16 protein-coding genes are annotated in these 17,327 nt (G+C 62.7%); 2 read left to right on the top strand and 14 right to left on the bottom strand.

Going from position 1 to position 17,327, the window contains the following annotated elements:
* Positions 1 to 280: 280 nt before the first annotated feature.
* Genes HWV67_RS23620 through HWV67_RS23610 form a run of 3 tightly spaced genes read right to left on the bottom strand, consistent with a single transcriptional unit; the run spans position 281 to position 5,480 of the window.
* The gene (locus HWV67_RS23620) at positions 281 to 3,328 is read right to left on the bottom strand and encodes an efflux RND transporter permease subunit (protein WP_175653011.1); all 3,048 of its coding nucleotides are present in this window, start codon (positions 3,326 to 3,328) and stop codon (positions 281 to 283) included.
* Positions 3,325 to 4,392 (bottom strand): efflux RND transporter periplasmic adaptor subunit, encoded by a 1,068-nt coding sequence (locus tag HWV67_RS23615; RefSeq protein ID WP_175653010.1) that lies wholly within the window; start codon positions 4,390 to 4,392, stop codon positions 3,325 to 3,327. Before HWV67_RS23615 ends, HWV67_RS23620 begins: the two co-directional genes overlap by 4 nt.
* Positions 4,389 to 5,480 carry an efflux RND transporter periplasmic adaptor subunit gene (locus HWV67_RS23610; protein ID WP_175653009.1) on the bottom strand — a complete coding sequence of 364 codons (1,092 nt, stop codon included), beginning with the start codon at positions 5,478 to 5,480 and terminating at the stop codon, positions 4,389 to 4,391. Before HWV67_RS23610 ends, HWV67_RS23615 begins: the two co-directional genes overlap by 4 nt.
* 172 nt (positions 5,481 to 5,652) lie before the next feature.
* On the opposite strand from HWV67_RS23610, the gene HWV67_RS23605 reads away from it, so the two are divergent.
* On the top strand, positions 5,653 to 6,816 hold the full coding sequence (locus tag HWV67_RS23605) for an AAA family ATPase (RefSeq protein ID WP_175653008.1): 1,164 nt from the start codon (positions 5,653 to 5,655) through the stop codon (positions 6,814 to 6,816).
* A 56-nt stretch (positions 6,817 to 6,872) separates the two neighbouring features.
* Here the strand turns inward: HWV67_RS23605 and HWV67_RS23600 are convergent, their stop codons facing one another.
* The 4 genes from HWV67_RS23600 to HWV67_RS23585 are packed head-to-tail and all read right to left on the bottom strand — an operon-like array spanning position 6,873 to position 9,826.
* On the bottom strand, positions 6,873 to 7,754 hold the full coding sequence (locus tag HWV67_RS23600) for a transporter substrate-binding domain-containing protein (protein WP_175653007.1): 882 nt from the start codon (positions 7,752 to 7,754) through the stop codon (positions 6,873 to 6,875).
* Positions 7,751 to 8,524: an amino acid ABC transporter ATP-binding protein gene (locus HWV67_RS23595; RefSeq protein ID WP_175653006.1), complete on the bottom strand. Its 774-nt coding sequence runs from the start codon at positions 8,522 to 8,524 to the stop codon at positions 7,751 to 7,753. The genes HWV67_RS23600 and HWV67_RS23595 overlap by 4 nt, the downstream gene beginning before the upstream one ends.
* Positions 8,521 to 9,180 carry an amino acid ABC transporter permease gene (locus tag HWV67_RS23590; protein WP_110971676.1) on the bottom strand — a complete coding sequence of 220 codons (660 nt, stop codon included), beginning with the start codon at positions 9,178 to 9,180 and terminating at the stop codon, positions 8,521 to 8,523. The genes HWV67_RS23595 and HWV67_RS23590 overlap by 4 nt, the downstream gene beginning before the upstream one ends.
* On the bottom strand, positions 9,161 to 9,826 hold the full coding sequence (locus tag HWV67_RS23585) for an amino acid ABC transporter permease (RefSeq protein WP_110971677.1): 666 nt from the start codon (positions 9,824 to 9,826) through the stop codon (positions 9,161 to 9,163). The genes HWV67_RS23590 and HWV67_RS23585 overlap by 20 nt, the downstream gene beginning before the upstream one ends.
* Before the next feature lie 262 nt (positions 9,827 to 10,088).
* Between HWV67_RS23585 and HWV67_RS23580 the strand changes: the two genes are divergently transcribed.
* On the top strand, positions 10,089 to 10,853 hold the full coding sequence (locus tag HWV67_RS23580) for an N-acetylmuramoyl-L-alanine amidase (protein ID WP_175653005.1): 765 nt from the start codon (positions 10,089 to 10,091) through the stop codon (positions 10,851 to 10,853).
* A 283-nt stretch (positions 10,854 to 11,136) separates the two neighbouring features.
* Here the strand turns inward: HWV67_RS23580 and HWV67_RS23575 are convergent, their stop codons facing one another.
* The 7 genes from HWV67_RS23575 to HWV67_RS23545 form a co-directional block, all read right to left on the bottom strand.
* Positions 11,137 to 11,922 (bottom strand): MetQ/NlpA family ABC transporter substrate-binding protein, encoded by a 786-nt coding sequence (locus tag HWV67_RS23575; RefSeq protein WP_110971678.1) that lies wholly within the window; start codon positions 11,920 to 11,922, stop codon positions 11,137 to 11,139.
* A 175-nt stretch (positions 11,923 to 12,097) separates the two neighbouring features.
* A complete protein-coding gene (locus HWV67_RS23570) occupies positions 12,098 to 13,039 on the bottom strand; it encodes a sigma 54-interacting transcriptional regulator (protein WP_175653004.1) in 942 nt (313 codons plus the stop codon).
* Positions 13,040 to 13,108: 69 nt separating this feature from the next.
* A complete protein-coding gene (locus tag HWV67_RS23565; protein ID WP_095159422.1) occupies positions 13,109 to 13,690 on the bottom strand; it encodes an alpha/beta hydrolase in 582 nt (193 codons plus the stop codon).
* A gap of 133 nt (positions 13,691 to 13,823) precedes the next feature.
* Positions 13,824 to 14,036 carry a DUF3077 domain-containing protein gene (locus tag HWV67_RS23560; RefSeq protein WP_256680188.1) on the bottom strand — a complete coding sequence of 71 codons (213 nt, stop codon included), beginning with the start codon at positions 14,034 to 14,036 and terminating at the stop codon, positions 13,824 to 13,826.
* Between the two features lie 1,247 nt (positions 14,037 to 15,283).
* Positions 15,284 to 15,685 (bottom strand): ExbD/TolR family protein, encoded by a 402-nt coding sequence (locus HWV67_RS23555; protein ID WP_095159424.1) that lies wholly within the window; start codon positions 15,683 to 15,685, stop codon positions 15,284 to 15,286.
* A 1-nt stretch (position 15,686) separates the two neighbouring features.
* Positions 15,687 to 16,409, bottom strand: a complete 723-nt coding sequence (locus HWV67_RS23550; RefSeq protein WP_095159425.1) for a MotA/TolQ/ExbB proton channel family protein — start codon at positions 16,407 to 16,409, stop codon at positions 15,687 to 15,689.
* 33 nt (positions 16,410 to 16,442) lie between these two features.
* Positions 16,443 to 17,249 (bottom strand): energy transducer TonB, encoded by an 807-nt coding sequence (locus HWV67_RS23545; protein WP_175653003.1) that lies wholly within the window; start codon positions 17,247 to 17,249, stop codon positions 16,443 to 16,445.
* Between the last annotated feature and the right edge of the window lie 78 nt (positions 17,250 to 17,327).

The following is a 17,327-nucleotide window of genomic DNA, read 5'->3' as shown; positions in this document are numbered from 1 at the left end:
ATGGAAAACGTCGCGTGCGCACAGCGACTGAAGATACGTGGGGTCCGGTGGTCCGGTTCATATACCGTAATCGTTTATAAAAATTTACTGAACTAACGATTGGGAATATGGATAGACAGAGGGGTGTTGCTGTTGCAACAGGGGATCAACAGTTTGTTGGTGGGGGATTCTGGTGGGGGGTTATGGCCTCATCGCTGGTTTGCCAGCGATGAGCCTGGGTCTCTACGCATCTCCAATGCTATCGGCTGGGTCGCCAGCCGATAGCTTCATTCACGGCGAATCAAGCCTTCTCCGGCTCCCGAATCTTGTACCAGGCCACATACAGCGCCGGCAGGAACAGCAGCGTCAGCAAGGTCGCGACAATAATCCCGCCAATCATCGCGTAGGCCATCGGCCCCCAGAACACTTCCCGGGCGATCGGGATCATGCCCAGGCTCGCCGCCGCGGCAGTGAGGAGGATCGGGCGGCGGCGGTGGTTGGTGGCTTCCAGTACGGCATCCCATGGCGTGTAGCCCTGGGCCTCGTACTCGTCGATCTGGGTCACGAGGATCACCGAGTTACGAATGATGATGCCGATCAGCGCCAATATCCCGAGGATCGCCACAAAGCCCATCGGCGTACCCGTCGGCACCAGCGCGATGACCACGCCGATCAACCCCAGCGGCGCCACGCTCGCCACTAGGAACAGCTTCTGCACGCTGTGCAACTGGATCATCAGGAAGGTCGCCATCAGGAACAGCATCAGCGGTATGACTTTGGCGATCGGGCCCTGGGCCTTGCCGCTTTCTTCCACCGTGCCGCCCGTCGCCACTTCGTAACCCACCGGCAGCTTGCTGGCGAATTCTTCGATCTTCGGTTTGAGCTGGGCCACCAAGTCGGTCGGCTGGATTTCGTCGCGCACCGAGGCCTTGATGGTGATGGTTGGTTTGCGGTCGCGCCGCCACACCAGCGGTTGCTCCAGTTCGTAGCGCACGGTGGCGAACGCCAACAGCGGAATCGAGGTGCCGTTGGGGGTGACGATCTGCAGGTTCTGCAAGGTCTGCGGTGAACCGCGCTCGCTGTCTTCGGCGCGGGCTACCACGTCGATCAGGTAGATGTTGTCGTGCACCTCGGTCACCGGCACGCCGCTGACGATGCTGTTCATCACGTTGGCCACGTCTTCCGACGACAACCCGAGCTGCCGCGCCTTGTCCTGGGCGATGTCGATCCGCAGCACTTTGCCCGGCTCGTTCCAGTCGTAAATCATGTCGCCGATGTGCGGGTTGCTGTCGAGCAAGGTCGCCAGTTCGATGGCGTGCTTGCGCACCAGGTCGATGTCCTTGCCGCTGACCCGGTACTGGATCGGCCGGCCCACGGGCGGGCCCATTTCCAGTGACTGAACGTTGCTGCCGATGCCGACGAACTCGTCACGCAGGCGTTTCTGCAACCGCGCCTTGAGCGCTTCGCGGGACTCCAGGCCTTTGCTCACCACCACCAGTTGTGCGTAGTAGGGGTTTTGCAGCTGCTGGTCCAGCGGCAGGTAGAAACGCACCGCGCCCTGGCCGATATAGGTACTCCAGTGGGCAATATCCGGGTCATCCTTGAAGGTGGATTCGAGGCGATCGACCACCTTGCGGGTTTCTTCGATCGAGGCGTTCTGCGGCAGGTTGATGTCCACCAGCAGTTCCGGGCGGTCCGAGGACGGGAAGAACTGGTTCTGCACGAAGCGCATGCAGAAAATCGCCAGGGCGAACAGCACGATGGTGCCGCCGATGGTCAGCCAGCGGTGGCGCATGCTCCACAGCAAACCGCCGGCAAAGGCGCGGCCAACCCGGCCCGGCTCTTCTTCATGCACCTTGGGTTTGATATTGAGCAGGTGCACGCCCAGCACCGGGGCGAACAGCACGGCGACGATCCACGACACCAGCAGCGCCACGGCAATCACCGCGAACAGGGTGAAGGTGTACTCGCCCGCCGAACTGGCATTGAGGCCAATGGGCACAAACCCGGCCACGGTCACCAAGGTACCGGTGAGCATCGGGAAGGCGGTCGAGGTGTAGGCGAACGTCGCCGCCTGCTCCTTGCTCTCGCCCATTTCCAGGCGCGTGACCATCACCTCGACGGTGATCATCGCGTCGTCCACCAGCAGGCCCAGCGCGATGATCAGCGCGCCGAGGGAAATCCGCTGCATGGTGATGCCGCTGTATTCCATGAACACGAAGACCATCGCCAGCACCAGCGGGATCGAGCAGGCTACCACCAGCCCGGCGCGCAGGCCGAGGCTGACGAAACTCACCAGCAGCACGATCACCACCGCCTCGAACAGCGCGCTGGTGAAGCCGCCGACCGCCTCCTTCACCACCACCGCCTGGTCGGACACGGTGAACACCCCGACCCCGACCGGCAGCTCGGTAATGACGCTGTCCATCTTCTTGCGCAGGTCCTGGCCGAACACCTGCATGTTGCCGCCGGACTTCATGCCGATGGCCAGGCCAATCGCTTGCTGGCCGTTGTAGCGGAACTGCACCGTCGGCGGATCGGTATAGCCCCGGCGAATCTCGGCGATATCGGCCAGTCGGTAGAAGCGGTCGTCGAGACGCAGGTTGACCTCGGCGAGGTCTTTTTCCGAGGCGAACTGGCCGCTGGTGCGCACCGAAATCCGCTCCGGCCCGGCCTCGATCACCCCCGCCGGCGTCACCGCGTTCTGCGCCTGCAGGGCCTGCACCACCTGGCGCTGATCAATGCCCAGCGCCGCCAGCTTGCGGGTGGAGAAGTTCAGGTAAAGCACTTCGTCCTGGGTGCCGATCATCTCGACCTTGCCCAGGTTCGGCACCTCGCGGATTTCCGCGCGCACCCGCTCCACGTAGTCGCGCAGCTCGCGCATGCTCAGACCGTCGGCGGTGAAGGCGTAGATCGAGCCGAACACATCGCCGAATTCATCGTTGAAACCGGGGCCCTGAATGCCCTGGGGAAACTCGCCGCGAATGTCCTGGATCTTCTTGCGCACCTGATACCAGATCTGCGGGATGTCGCCGGCCTTGGTGGTGTCGCGCAGGTTGACGTAGACCGTCGATTCACCGGGCCGGGTGTAGCTCTTCACGTAGTCGAGGGAGTCCAGCTCTTCGAGTTTTTTCTCGATGCGGTCGGTGACCTGCAACAGGGTTTCGTCTTGCGTCGCGCCCGGCCAGCGGGTCTGGATCACCATGGTCTTGATGGTGAACGACGGGTCTTCCTCGCGGCCCAGGTTGAGGTAGGAAAACACCCCCATGAGCAAGGCGACGAACATCAGGTACCAGACGAAGGATTGGTGCCGGAGTGCCCATTCGGACAGGTTGAAGCTTCCTTTCATCGGGACTCGTCCTCATCGACCAAAACCTTCTGCCCCGGCTTGAGGCTGTTGACGCCGGCAGTGACCACCCGCTCGCCGGGCTGCACCCCCGAGGCCAGCAGCACCCCATCCGGTCCTCGTTCGAGCACGTTCACGTCTCGCGGGTTGACCACTTTCTGTTGGGTATCGACGATCCACACACGGGTTTTGCCGTCCACCTCCTGAATGGCGCTGGCCGGCACTTCGCTGCGCGGCTTCACCGCCGAACTGAGGGTGACGCTGATGGAGGTGCCGAGGCGGAAGCCTTCCGGCGTGTCGTGCAGGGTCAGCCGGGCGCGCCGGGTGCGGGTGCTGGCGTCGGCCTGCGGCTCGATTTCGCGCAGTTGGGCGGTGGTGTTCAGGTTGCTGTCCAGTTGCGCGGCAACGCGGAATTCCACGCCTTCGGAGAGTTCGTCGGCGAGGCGGGTCGGCAGGTCGATCACGGCTTCCTTCACGTCCGGCCGCGCCAGCGTCACCACCGCCTGACCTGCGCTGACGGTCTGCCCGGCCTCGGCCTTCCACTCGGTGACCACCGCGCCGTGATCGGTGCGCAGCTCGCTGTAGCCGAGCTGATCGCGGGCCTGTTGCAACGCCGCCTTGGCCTGTTCAAGGCTGGCGCCGGTGGTTTTCAGATCGGTCTGGGCGATGTCCAGTTGCGCCTGGGCGCCGACGCCACGGTCATACAACTGCTGCTGGCGGCGCGCATTGGCCTGGGCATTGATCCACTGCGCCTGGACCCGTGCCAGATCGCCTTCGGCGGCGCGCACCTGGTTGCGCTGGTCGGTGGGATCGAGGCTGGCGAGCACATCGCCCGGCTTCACCGTGCTGCCGACGTCCACCGCGCGGCGGGCGATGCGGCCGCCGACACGAAAGCCCAGAGTACTTTCATAACGGGCCTGAATAGTCCCGGCGAAACGCCCGAGATCGAGCTGGTCCTGGGTCTGTACCTGCATCGACAGCACCGGGCGGATCGGCTCCGGCGCCTCCTTCTTTTCGCCACAGGCCACCAGCGACAGGCAGCCCAACATCAGGATCGCGGGCTTCATGGCTGCACCCCGGCTTTACCGTTATCGGCGATTTCCACCAGCATGCCCGGGTGCAGCAACTGCCCGCCGCGCACCACCACCGATTCGCCACTTTCCAGGCCGTCGCTGACCACCACCTTGCCGGTGAGGTAGCGGCCGACGGTGACTTTTTGCAGGCGCACCTTGTTGTCCTTATCCACCAGCCACACGGCGGGCTCGCGCAGGTCCTTGGTCAGTGCCGACCACGGCAGTTCAACGCCTGGCCGTCCCTGCGGGTTGCCGGTAGCGCTGACCGCCGAGCCCAATTCCATCCCGGCCGGCACCTCGTCCAGGGCGATCTTCACCTGCACCGTGCCGCTCTGCGCCGACACCGTGGGCGTGACCTCGCGGACATGCCCCTTGGCCTGGATTTTCGGGTTATCGAGCAGGCTTACCGTGATCGACTCGGCGCTGGCCGGCGCCAGCAGCAGCGACTCGTAGACGTTGAACACCGCATCACGGCCGCCATCTCGGGCCAGGCTGAAAATCGGCACCGTCGCCTGCACCACCTGGCCGACCTCGGCTTGGCGCTCGGTGATCACCCCGGCCGCGTCCGCCACCAGCGCGGTGTAGCTGAGTTGTTCCTTGGCATTGGCCAATTGCGCTTCGGCGGCCTTCAGCGCGCTTTGGCTACTGCGCAGCGCGGCTTCGGCGGAATCGTATTCGCTCTGGCTGGTGTAGCCCTTGGGCAACAGCTTCTGCTGGCGCACGAAGGCGGCGGAACTCTGGGTCACCCGCGCCCGCGCCGCGAGGACTTCGGCATTGGCCGAGTCGACGCCGGTCTGCAGGTCTTTCGGATCGAGCCGCGCCAGCACCTGATTGGCGCTGACGTGGTCGCCAACATCGACTGTGCGGGAAATGATCTTGCCGCCGACCCGAAACGACAGGTCACTGTGCACCCGCGCCTGAACGTCGCCGGTCAGCGTCACCGCGGCGGCGAAATCACCAGGCTCGACCTTCTGCACCGCAACCCTGGGGCGTTGCGGCTCCACGGCAGGCTTCTCGCCACAGCCCGCCAACACGAGCATCAGGCCCATGCAGCCGAGCGAATAAGAACGCGACCACTTCATGCTGGCTCCTTGCATGCGCCGGTTCGACATGGTGAATGCGACTGTTAGCGTAGATCAGGGGTTCCCTAGCTGCTCACACAACAATCGGAACCGGCCTACATAATTCGTGAACAACGTCTAAAACCCTTTGAATAGACGATACTGCTCAGCCAATTTCCACGGGACGCCAGTGATGCTCACCACCCTCGCCGTCGCCAATTACCGCTCGATCAACCGCCTGGTGCTGCCCCTCGGCCGCCTGAACCTGATCACCGGGCCCAACGGCAGCGGCAAGTCCAACCTGTATAAGGCGCTGCGTCTGTTGGCTGAAACCGCTCGCGGCGGCGTGGTCAATGCGCTGGCGGCGGAGGGTGGGCTGGAGTCGACCTTCTGGGCCGGGCCCGAAAAGATCAGCCGGCGCATGAGCCGTGGCGAAGTGCCGATCGAGGGTGGGCCGCGAACGGGCGTGAGGCGGCTGCGACTGGGGTTTGCCGGTGAGGATTTTGGTTACGCCATCGGCCTCGGCCTGCCGGAGCCGGACAGCCGCACGCAGTTTTTCCTCGACCCGCAGATCAAGCGCGAAAGCCTCTGGGCCGGCGAAAGCTACCGCCCGGCCAGCCTGCTGGTGGATCGCCAGGGTCCGATGATCAAGGCGCGCGAAGGGCGCCAGTGGGATGTGCTGGCTCAGCATGTGTCCAGCGCCGACAGCCTGTTCGACCAGGTCGGCAACCTGCGTTCCTCGCCCGAGGTGCTGCACTTGCGCGAGCAGATCCGTGGCTGGCGCTTTTACGATCACCTGCGCACCGATGCCGGCGCCCCTGCGCGGCGGCCGCAACTGGGCACGCGCACGCCGGTGCTGCATCACGACGGCCGTGACCTGGCGGCAGCCTTGCAAACCATCCGCGAAGTGGGCGACCCGGAGGCGTTGCAGGCCACCATCGCCGACGCCTTTCCCGGCGCACGGCTCGGGATTGACGCGGTGCCGGGTGGCTTGTTCGCGGTGCAGTTTTATCAGGAAGGGTTGTTGCGGCCGCTGAGCGCGGCAGAACTGTCGGACGGCACCTTGCGCTACCTGCTGCTGGTCGCGGCGTTGCTGACGCCCCGGCCGCCGACCATGATGGTCCTCAACGAGCCGGAAACCAGCCTGCACCCGGACCTGATTCCCGCGCTGGCACGCCTGATCATCCGCGCGTCGCAGCACTGCCAGGTGTGGGTGGTGTCGCACTCGCGGGGGTTGATGGAAGCGCTGGAAGGCGATGCGACCTGCAATTCCATCGTGCTGGAAAAAGAACTGGGGCAGACCCGGGTGGTGGGTCAGGGGATGCTGGATGAGCCGGTGTGGCATTGGCCGGATTAGGCGGTGAACTCAGGGGCCTGGCAATGCGGTTCGGCCCCTGAGATCACCCCATCAAATCAACCCTGCCACTTGCCCCCTTCCACGATCACGCTCTCCGGCTTGGTGTCATCGCTCAGCTCTTTGCGCACGTATTGGTCATACAGCTTGAGCAGGAATTTCTCCTCGCCCAGGCGCGCCAGCTCGGCGTTGACCCAGTCGCGCAGTTCGATATTGCCCTTCTTCACCGCCGGTGCGATCGGCGCTTCTTCGCCGAGTTTTTCCGGCAGTACGCGGTAGCCCGGGTTCTGCTTGGACCAGCTGAACAGAATCAGGTTGTCCTGCGCGTAAGCATCGCCACGGCCATTGGCCAGGGCTTGCAGCGACTCGCTGTTTTTCTCGAACTTGAGCAGTTTCCAGTCCGGGTGGTTCTTGGTCAGCCAGATGTCGGCGGTGGTGCCGGTGGTGACGATGGTGGTCTTGTCGGCCAGGTCATCGAGCTTCTGCACCGCACTGCCGTCCGCTACCAGCGCCTGCACGGCAACGCGCAGGTTAGGGTTGGTGAATTCCACCGCCTCCTTGCGCTCCGGGGTCACGGTCATGTTGGCCAGGATCAGGTCGACCTTGTCGCTCTGCAGGAACGGAATGCGGCTGGCCGGCTCGACGGCGACGAACTCGACTTTGTTCTCATCACCCAGCAGCGACTTGGCAAATGCCCGGCCGATATCGGTATCGAAGCCAACATAGCGCCCGCTTTCATCGACGAAGCCGAACGGCGGTTTGTCGGTGAATACGCCGACGATCAGCTTGTCGCGGGCCTTGATGGTTTCCAGGTAGCTGGTGGTGGCCGGCGCAGGCGTGGCGGCGGCAGGTTTTGGCGGCTCTTCGGCCTTGTTGCAGCCGGCCAGCAGCGCCAGACCGAGCAGTGACAGCAGCAGTTTCGAAGTTTTGGCAGTTTTCATGACAGTTCCTTTTGAGATCTCTCTGGCAGGCTTTCTACGAAGGAAAATTTCTCCAGAAACTGCTGCGCGCGTGCGGTCCGCGGGTTCGTAAAGAAGCTCTCGGGTGGGCTCTGTTCAAGGATCCTGCCGGCCTCCATGAACACGATTCGGTCGGCCACCGCGCGGGCGAAGGCCATTTCGTGGGTAACGATAAGCAGGGTCATGCCGTCGCGGGCCAGGCCCTGGATCACTTGCAGCACTTCCTTGACCATTTCCGGGTCGAGGGCCGCGGTGACTTCGTCGAACAGCATTACCCGTGGGTTCATGCACAGCGAACGGACGATGGCGATGCGTTGCTGCTGGCCACCGGAAAGCTGGCGCGGATAGGCATCGCGCTTGTCCAGCAGGCCAACCCGCGCCAGCAGCGCCTCGGCCTGGGCCAGGGCTTCGTTGCGCTCGCGCTTCTGCACCTTGAGCGGGCCGAGCAGCAGGTTTTCGATCACGCTCATGTGGCCAAACAGGTGATAGCTCTGGAACACCATGCCGACCTGCTGGCGGATTTCGCGCCAGTCGGTCTTCGGGCTCAGCAGCTCGCGGCCCTCAAGCCGCAAGCTGCCGCTGTGGGCGCTTTCCAGGCCGTTGAGGCAGCGCAGCAAGGTGCTTTTGCCGCAGCCGCTGGGGCCAAGAATGACCACTACTTCGCCCGTCTCCACCGACAGGTCCACGTCCTTGAGCACCTGCTGCTCGCCGAAGAATTTGTTGAAGCCCTGAAACTCGATCAATGCGCTCATGCGTGTGTCCAGCGTCGTTCCAGGGCCCTGGAGGCCGCCGAAAGCGGGTAGCAGATGAAGAAGAAAAACAGGAACAGCGCGCCGTAGATCAGTACCGATTCATAGGTGCGCTCGATGATCTGCTGGCCGACCTTGATCACATCCACCACGCCGATCAGCACCGCCAGCGAGCTGGTCTTGATGATCCGCGTGTAGATGTTGATGGTCGGCGGGGTCATGCGCTTCAGCGCCTGAGGCAGCAGCACGTAACCGTACAACTGCCAGCCCGACAGGCCGATCGACAGTCCCGCCTCGCGCTGGCCACGGGGTAGCGACAGCAACGCGCCACGCACCACTTCGCCGACCTCGCTGGCGCCCCACAGCGCCAGCACCAGTACCGCGCACCAGAAACTCGGCAGGCTGATACCGAGGAAGATCGGCAGACCGAAGAACAACAGGTACAACCACACCAGCACCGGAATGGCGCGGAACAGCTCCAGGTAAATGCGCAACAGCACATTCACGCTGCGTTTGCCGAGGGTCGCCAGCACGCCGTAAAGCACGCCGCCCAGTGTCGCGAAAACAATCCCCAATGCCGAGATCGACAGGGTTTGCGCGGCGCCCTTGCCCAGTTGCGGCAAGGACACCAGCAACAGCTCAAGACCCGAACTGGCCATGTTGCAACCTCCTTTCCAGGCGGCTGAGCAGCAGCGACAGTGGCAGGAACAGCAAGACGCAAATCAGCGTCATCACCGCGAGCATTTCGTAGGTCTTGTAGTAGAGGGCGATGTAGCTCTTGGTGGTGTAGAGAATCTCCGGCACCGCCACCGCCGAGACCACGGTAGTTTCCTTGAGCAGGAAAATGAAATTGGCGAACAGCGACGGCAGGCTGAGGATGCCGGCCTGCGGCAGGATCACATGGCGCAGCAACTGGCCTTCGGAAAGACCGATTGAGCGGCCCGATTCCAGTTGCGCCGCCGGCACCGCCTCGACGCCGGCACGCAGCACCTCGGTGAGGTAGGCGCCGCCGAGGAAGGTCATGGTGATGATCGCCGCAGCGAAGCCGGAGATTTTCACCCCGAGCGTCGGCAGGGCGAAGTAGACGAAGAACAACTGGATCAGCAGCGGCGTGTTGCGGGCCAGTTCGACGTAGAGCGAAACCAGGCGATGCAGGACCGGCGTGCGGAAAAGCAGGATCGCCGCATTGATCACCGCAACCACCAGCGAGGTGGCGATAGCGATCAGGCCAACCTGCAGGGTCACGCCGACGGCTTTGAGAAACGCCGGCAAGGTGCTGAGGATGAAAGGGATATCGAAGGTCATGAACGCGGGGTCTTTTCCGAACCGGCCCGAGGGTAGACGGGCGGATGCTGACGACAAGTGCGAGGCGGGTAAGCCTCATTCGGGAAAGACTCTAAAGGTATAAAAATAATTATTTAAATACTTTTATCGAATATGAATATTGCTGAAATCGCTGGGGATCCCGGGCGGAGTTTTCAGTTACATGTCACCTACATAGGTATGGGTAGCCGGGACACGCAGACGGATATTTTTCACAGCCCTTCGCTCTGAACAGGCTATCTCCATGTATGAACTCGACTGTGAAACCTATCGATCGACAAGCTTCAACCGGCGCGTGCGTTTTCTGGTGATTCACTACACCGCTCTGGATTTCCAGGCCTCGGTCAGCGCGCTCACGGGCGCCGCGAGCGCTCACTATCTCGTTCCCGATCCGTCGGATCAGAGTTATCAGCAGGCGGGTTTCATCGGGATGCGGGTCTTCAATCTGGTCGATGAGTGCGAGCGCGCCTGGCATGCCGGGCTCAGCCAATGGGCGGGTCGCACCAACCTCAACGACACCTCGATCGGCATCGAACTGGTCAACCAGGCCACCGATCACGAGGGAACACTGACCTTTGTGGCCTATAACCCGCAGCAGATCGAGGTGCTCAAGGAACTGGTTGCGGACATTCTCCGGTGCTATCCGGATATCACGCCGACGCAGGTCGTTGGGCATAGCGATATCGCTCTCGGCAGGAAGAATGATCCGGGGGCGATGTTCCCTTGGCAGGCACTCTACGAAGCCGGAATCGGGGCCTGGTACGACACCGCCACCCAGCAGCGGTATCTGGCGCAATTTATCAAGGCATTGCCGACCCCGGCGGAGGTGATCGCCAAGCTGGGCCAATACGGATACGACACTGCTCAGGCAAGCACGGAGAGCGGATACCGCGTGCTGATCCGCGCCTTCCAGTTGCATTTTCGCCAACGCAATTACGATGGGCTGCTGGATGCTGAAACGGCGGCCATCCTGTATGCGCTGGTCGAGAAGTATTTTCCTTCCGAATGAGCGTTTTCGCAGGCAATGAAAAACCGCCGTTGGGGCAATGCCTGTCAGTTGAACCGATTGGGGCCGCTTTGCGGCCCTTCGCGAGCAAGCTCGCTCCCACAGGGTCCTGAATCATGGGACACATGTGGGAGCGAGCTCGCTCGCGAAGGGCTGCAAAGCAGCCCCAACATAGGTACTGAAACGCTAACTGACTGGCACTACCGTAAAGGCGGTTTTTTCAATTCAACTTCGAGGTCTTAGCGCTAGGTTCGCAGCCCCGCCGCGGACCTAGCGCCTCAACGCATCAGAACGCCGGCAATACCGCACCGCTGTACTTCTTCTCGATGAAGGTCTTCACCTCAGGCGAGGTCAGGGCCTTGGCCAGTTTCTGGATGGCGTCGCTGTCCTTGTTGTCCGGACGGGCCACCAGGAAGTTCACGTAAGGCGAGTCGCTGCCTTCGATCACCAGCGCGTCTTTCGCCGGGTTCAGACCGGCTTCCAGCGCGTAGTTGGTGTTGATCAGGTCCAGGTCCACCTGGTCCAGCACACGCGGCAGCATGGCCGATTCCAGTTCGCGGAATTTCAGTTTTTTCGGGTTCTCGGCGATGTCTTTCGGGGTCGCCAGGGCGTTCTTCGGATCCTTCAGGGTGATCAGGCCAGCCTTCTGCAACAGCAGCAGGGCGCGACCACTGTTACTGCCTTCGTTCGGGATAGCCACGGTAGCGCCTTCCTTCAACTCGCTCAGGCTCTTGACCTTCTTCGAGTAACCACCGAACGGTTCGACGTGAACGCCGATCACGGTCACAAGGTTCGTGCCTTTGCCTTCGTTGAAGTTCTTCAGGTACGGCAGGGTCTGGAAGTAGTTGGCGTCCAGACGCTTCTGGTCAACCTGCACGTTGGGCTGCACGTAGTCGGTGAAGACTTTGATTTCCAGGTCCACACCTTCCTTGGCCAGGGTCGGCTTGATCAGCTCGAGAATCTCGGCGTGCGGAACCGGAGTCGCGGCAACCACCAGTTTTTCACCGGCGTGGGCAAAACCGGCAACCGACAGCGCGGCGGCCAGGGCAGTCATCAACAACGTCTTTTTCATGTGCAGTCCTTATTGGTATCCGCGCCTCGTGGGCCTCGGTAAGTGTTGGTTGGCCGGGCCCGTATTGCCCGGCGTGAGGCGGACAATACCGAGATTTTTTATTCCGTAACAATATCTTTTGCTTAGCTGGTTATGCCTTTTTGTTCGCACCCCGTCATGCAGGGCGCGCAACGCTCTAGCCTGCTGCTTGCGTGAGGCGCAACAGCGTCTTCTCCAGCAGGCTCTGCAAGGCACGACGCTCTGCGGCGTCGCCTTGTTTGCTGATGTGCTCCAGCCGTTCGGCCAGCGCCGAAAGTGGCGTCGGCAGATTCAGGTGTTCCGGCAGGATCTCGTCACCGCTGCCCAGCAACAGGGCGAAGTGAATGACGTTCTCCAGCTCGCGGGTATTGCCCGGCCAGTCGTGCAGTTCCAGCACCCGCTGCGCCGCCTCGCTCAGCAGCGGCACCGGCAGGTTCAGGCGCGGGCTGTAGATCCCAATGAAGTACTCGGCCAGCGGCAGGATGTCGCCGACCCGCTCGCGCAGCGCCGGCAGTTCCAGGCGGCCTTCGTGCAGGTAATCGTACAACCGCGGATGGAAGCGCCCGGCCGCCACGGCCTGCGCCAGGTCGATGCTGGTGGCGGCGACCAGGCGCACGTCCACCGAATGCGCCTGTTGCGCGCCGACGCGGGTCACCTCACGGTTCTCCAGCGCCGCCAGCAGCTTGACCTGGATCGCCAGCGGCAGGTCGGCGATTTCATCGAGATAAAGGGTTCCGCCGTTGGCCGAACCGAACCAGCCGGCGCGGCTGCTGGCCGTGCCGCTGTGGGCCCCGGCGGCGTAGCCGAACAACTCGGCATCGGCGTAGGTCGGGCTGATCGCCCCGCAGTTGACCGAGACGAACAGGCCGCTGCGATCACTGGCGCGGTGGATCTGCCGGGCTAGCAATTCCTTGCCGGTACCGGTTTCGCCGCGGATCAGCACGGGTAGCGCCAGCGGCGCGAGAATCTCCAGCTCCTCGCGCAACTGGCGCGAACGCGGATCGACGAACACCAGCGCCTTGGCGCGGATGCTCAGTGGGCTCTTGTCGAGTTCGGGGAAGGTCAGCAGCGGCTGGCCGAAAGTGTCTTGTGCAGTCATGGCAAAACTCCCGCCCGGGCACTCCTGGCCCGGGCGTTAAGCAGTAAAAAGAAAAAAGGTGCGGTGGAATCAGGCGCGGCGAAGGGCGCCTTGTTCCAGACGGCTTTGCAGGCGGTACAGGTAGGCGAAACCCTGTTCCCAGCGGCGATGCCCGGATTTGACGTTGATGTGTCCGGCACCGCCGAGTACGCCGGCTTCGGCGCCCCAGGCGCGGGCCAGTTGCATCGCCCGTGGGGCGCTGACGGCCGGGTCGTTGTCCGAGGTGACCACCTGGCTCGGGAACGGCAGTTGTTGCATGGGAATCGGTGCGAAGTTACGCAGGGCCGGCGCGCAGGCTGGGCGCTCGACATCTGCTGGCGCAACCAGCAGCGCCCCGCGTACCCGCCGCAGCAATGCCGGGCTGGCCTGGGCGGCCCAGTGAGAAACCGTGATGCAACCGAGGCTGTGAGCAATCAGGATCACCGGCGCGTCGTCGGCGGCAATCGCCTGCTCCAGCGCGGCGACCCAATCCTCGCGCTTCGGCGTCAGCCAGTCGGCCTGCTCGACACGGGCGCTATTGGGCAGCGTGCTGTGCCAATGGCTTTGCCAGTGCTCGTCTGGCGAACCTTGCCAGCCGGGAACAATCAGGTAACGGATCGACTCGTTGCGCATGGGGAATTGCCTCCTGCTGCGGTTGCGTGCATGCCGGCAAGTATTAGCGCTGGGGTTATATCCGTAAAGGAATAAGAAGCTATTTGTTAATAACCAAAAATAGATAGGGACCGCAGTGCGGTCCCGGTCGCGTTTAGTCGGCGGCTCGCTGCCATTCGGCCTTTTCCATGCCGTCGATCAGGGCATCGATCAGCGCCTTGGCGGCTTCCACACCGTGCATCGCCAGCCACACGAAGTTCGCTCGGCCGGCGTCTTGTCCGGTCGCTTCCTGGGCGGAGTAGTAGGCGCAGCGCAAGAACATCGAGGCGTGAACCAGGGTGCTGTGGGGGTCGATGCCGGCGTTCACGGAAAACAGCGGAGGGTGGTCGGCGGGGCATTCGCCGAAGTGGCGGGTGCAGGTGGGGGATGGGGTGGGTCGGGGACTATTTTTTTCATCGGTTTGCTACTCTGTTGGGCCGCCACCTCTCTGTTTCCACACAAAAGGGTGGCAGCTGTACGCGGGGTGGAAAACCGAGCGAATAGCGAACCCGGCAGGCCCGAAAGCCTCCCGCGCACAGCGGCCATAAAGCGGTCGCTACTCAAAAATGCTCGGGTTTCCACACCCGGCCGCTGAATTTTCAGCGACCGGGCAAGCCTAGAAGGTGTGGGTTTCCCGGGCAAGGAAGCTAGGACCGACAGACCGCGTAGGGTACGTCCTAGGATTTTTTGGTTCCACAAACTTTGTGTTTGCAGGTGTCTGGAATGGGCCTGTCTGGAGGTCGCGTCGGGGCCACCAGGCGCATGCCGAAAAGTATTTATCGCTCTCAAGATCGAGCGCCGCCCGCGCGGCGCATCGCGAGCAAGCTCGCTCCTACATTGGTTGCAACGTGCCATGGCCTGACGGAGAGGTGTTGCCCGCCCTTGGCGGTTGGCGATGAATCGCATGGAGGCTGTTGAGGTCGGCTCAATACCGCGTCGTAAGACCATGGCCTGATAGACATAGGTACGTTACAAACCTCTGTCTGTAGGAGCGAGCTTGCTCGCGATGCGCCGCGCGGGCGGCGCTCGATCTTGAGACCCCTGAAAACCCGTCGGCATGCACCTCATCGCCTGCATGCAGCCGCGAAATACCAATATCCAACAAAGGGTGGCGGCTGCATGCGCGGTGGAAAACCGAGGGAAAGGAGAAACCCGGCAGGCCATTACGCCTCACGCACACAGCCGCCATAAAGGGCGGGCCTGAACAACGCGCACCCTAACCCTCAACTCCGGATCCCGGCCAGCAAGTTTGTGTTTGGAAATCTGTGACAGCCATCGAATACGTCGCGGGGTTATTCGGGCCTTGTGTGCAGGCCACAAACCATAAACGAGCGCATCAGGAACGTCTTTGAAGAAGGCAAACTGATTCCTCTGCATGAAGAGAAAAATCGGAATTTCCGAATTTTCTACCAAACCGACCAATTCAATAACTCGACGCCATCATCTCGGTCGGCCATCGAGCGCCTGCACGAGCAGATGGTCAAAGGCTTCGTGGAACCTGCCGCTTGCAACAATAAAAAAAGGCCAGCCCCTGCCACAGGACCGGCCTTCAAGTTTGCCTGAGTTGCGTGTTGCTCAGCGGGCGGTGATCACCGAAAGCTTGGTAATCCCCGCACGTTCGATGGAAGCCATGGCGCGGGCCACTTCTCCGTAATTCACACCGTCATCAGCCTGCAATTGCACCCGCACATCCGGGTCTTTGGCCTTGGCCGTCTGCAAGTTGATCTCCAGCAGATCCGGCTGGATTTCATCCTTGTTGATAAACACCTTGCCTGCGCCATCGATGCTCACCACCAGCGGGTCTTTCTGTTCCACCGGGGCCACGGCCTCGGTCTTGGGCAGGTTGATCGGGATCGCGTTGGTCAGCAGCGGCGCGGTCACGATGAACACCACCAGCAGTACCAGCATCACGTCCACCAACGGGGTGACGTTGATCTCACTCAGTACTTCATCACTGTCCTGGGTCGAAAAAGCCATGTCACACCGCCTCTTTCACGGGCTGGCCGGCCTGGGTGTTGGCCTTGTGCAGCGTTGGGTGGGCGATGACGCGGAAGGCACTCTTCTGCGCGAGGCTGTAGAAGTCGTGGGCGAAGTCATCCAGGTCAGCCGCAGTCAGTTTCAGGCGGCGCAGGAAGTAGTTGTAAACCAGCACCGCTGGGACCGCGACGGCGATACCCACGCCAGTGGCGACCAGTGCCGCACCGATCGGGCCGGCCACGGTTTCAAGGCTCGCCGAGCCTGCGGCGCTGATGCCTTTCAGGGCTTCCATGATGCCCCAGACAGTACCGAACAGACCGATGAACGGCGAGGTGCTACCGATACTGGCGACCACAGCCAGGCCAGTTTCCAGCGAGCGGCGTTCACGCACGATTTGCTGGCGCAGGGCACGTTCCAGGCGGTCCTGGTGGTTGATCGACTGGCTCAGGTCAGCGGCATGGCCTGGCTCACCAACAGCGATGGCGGCATAACCGGCCTGGGCAACGCGGGCAGCAGAGCCCGGCTGGGTCTGCGCCAGGTCGGCGGCCGAGTCGAGACTGGATGCGGCCCAGAATTGTTTGTGAAAGCGTTTGTCCTGGTTCTTCAGGCGGACAAACTGCACGGTCTTGACCAGGGCCAGGCCCCAGGTGACGACGGAGAAGCCGACCAGCAGCCAGATCACCGCGCTTTCGATGGATTCAAGTGGGGAGGCCAATACGCTCATGATGTGTTCTCTCTCGGGTTACGCGAATTTGGGTTAGCGAATCTTGAAATCGATGGGCACGCTCACCCAGCCTTCCTGGGCGACATCGCCCTGCTTGGCCGGGACGAAGCTCCAACGCTTTACCGCTGCCAGCGCGGCGTCATCGAGCTGCTCACGTCCGCTGCTTTTCTGGATCTGGATCTCGCCCGGCTTACCGTTGGCGAGCACCTTGACCCGCAACAGCACCGTGCCTTCCCAGCCGCGACGCTGGGCCAGCGACGGGTATTCCGGCGCCGGGTTTTTCAGGTATGCCGCGTTGGCCGACGCCGGGGTCACCGGGGCGGGCGCGGGCGGTGCCGGCGGTTGTGGCGCGGCGACCGGCGGGGCCGGAGTCGGTGGCGGTGTCTGCACCGGCGGCTGCGGTACCGGCTTTGGCACGGGCTTGGGCACAGGTTTTGGCTTGGGCACAGGCTTTGGCGGCGGCGGCTTCACGGCCAGTTCGTCTTCCACCGGTGGTGGCGGCTCGACCGGCGGCGGTGGCTGGACCACGGGCGGCGGCGGCTCTACCACCGGCGGCGCCGGCTGGGAGAATTCGATGGTCATCGGTGGAATTTCTGGCGGCACGACCGGCAGAACCGGGGTCGGCGCCTGGCTGATCCAGTACGCGGCCGCGCCATGCAACACCAGGGCAAACACCCCAAGCAGGACTTTCTCACGACGGTTCAGGGCGCTGCGCGGCGTGCGCTGCAAGCGCTGCTGCGCCAGCGGAACACGGTGCGGACGGCCGAGATCGACCAGTTCGCCCGGCGCCGGGCGCCACAGCACATCGAGGGCGCTGGCGGCGGTCTGGACATTACCCATTGATAGACTCCTGGGGGTTCAATGCATTTCCATCGAAGGCGGTCGGTTATGGATGAAAAGCGCCTTCGCTTGCGGTGG

This window comes from Pseudomonas sp. Marseille-P9899, assembly GCF_903166565.1.
In the GTDB taxonomy this organism is placed as follows: Bacteria; Pseudomonadota; Gammaproteobacteria; order Pseudomonadales; family Pseudomonadaceae; genus Aquipseudomonas; species Aquipseudomonas huaxiensis.
The sequence above is the reverse complement of the archived record's forward strand: the minus strand, read 5'-3'. Positions and strand labels throughout refer to the sequence as shown.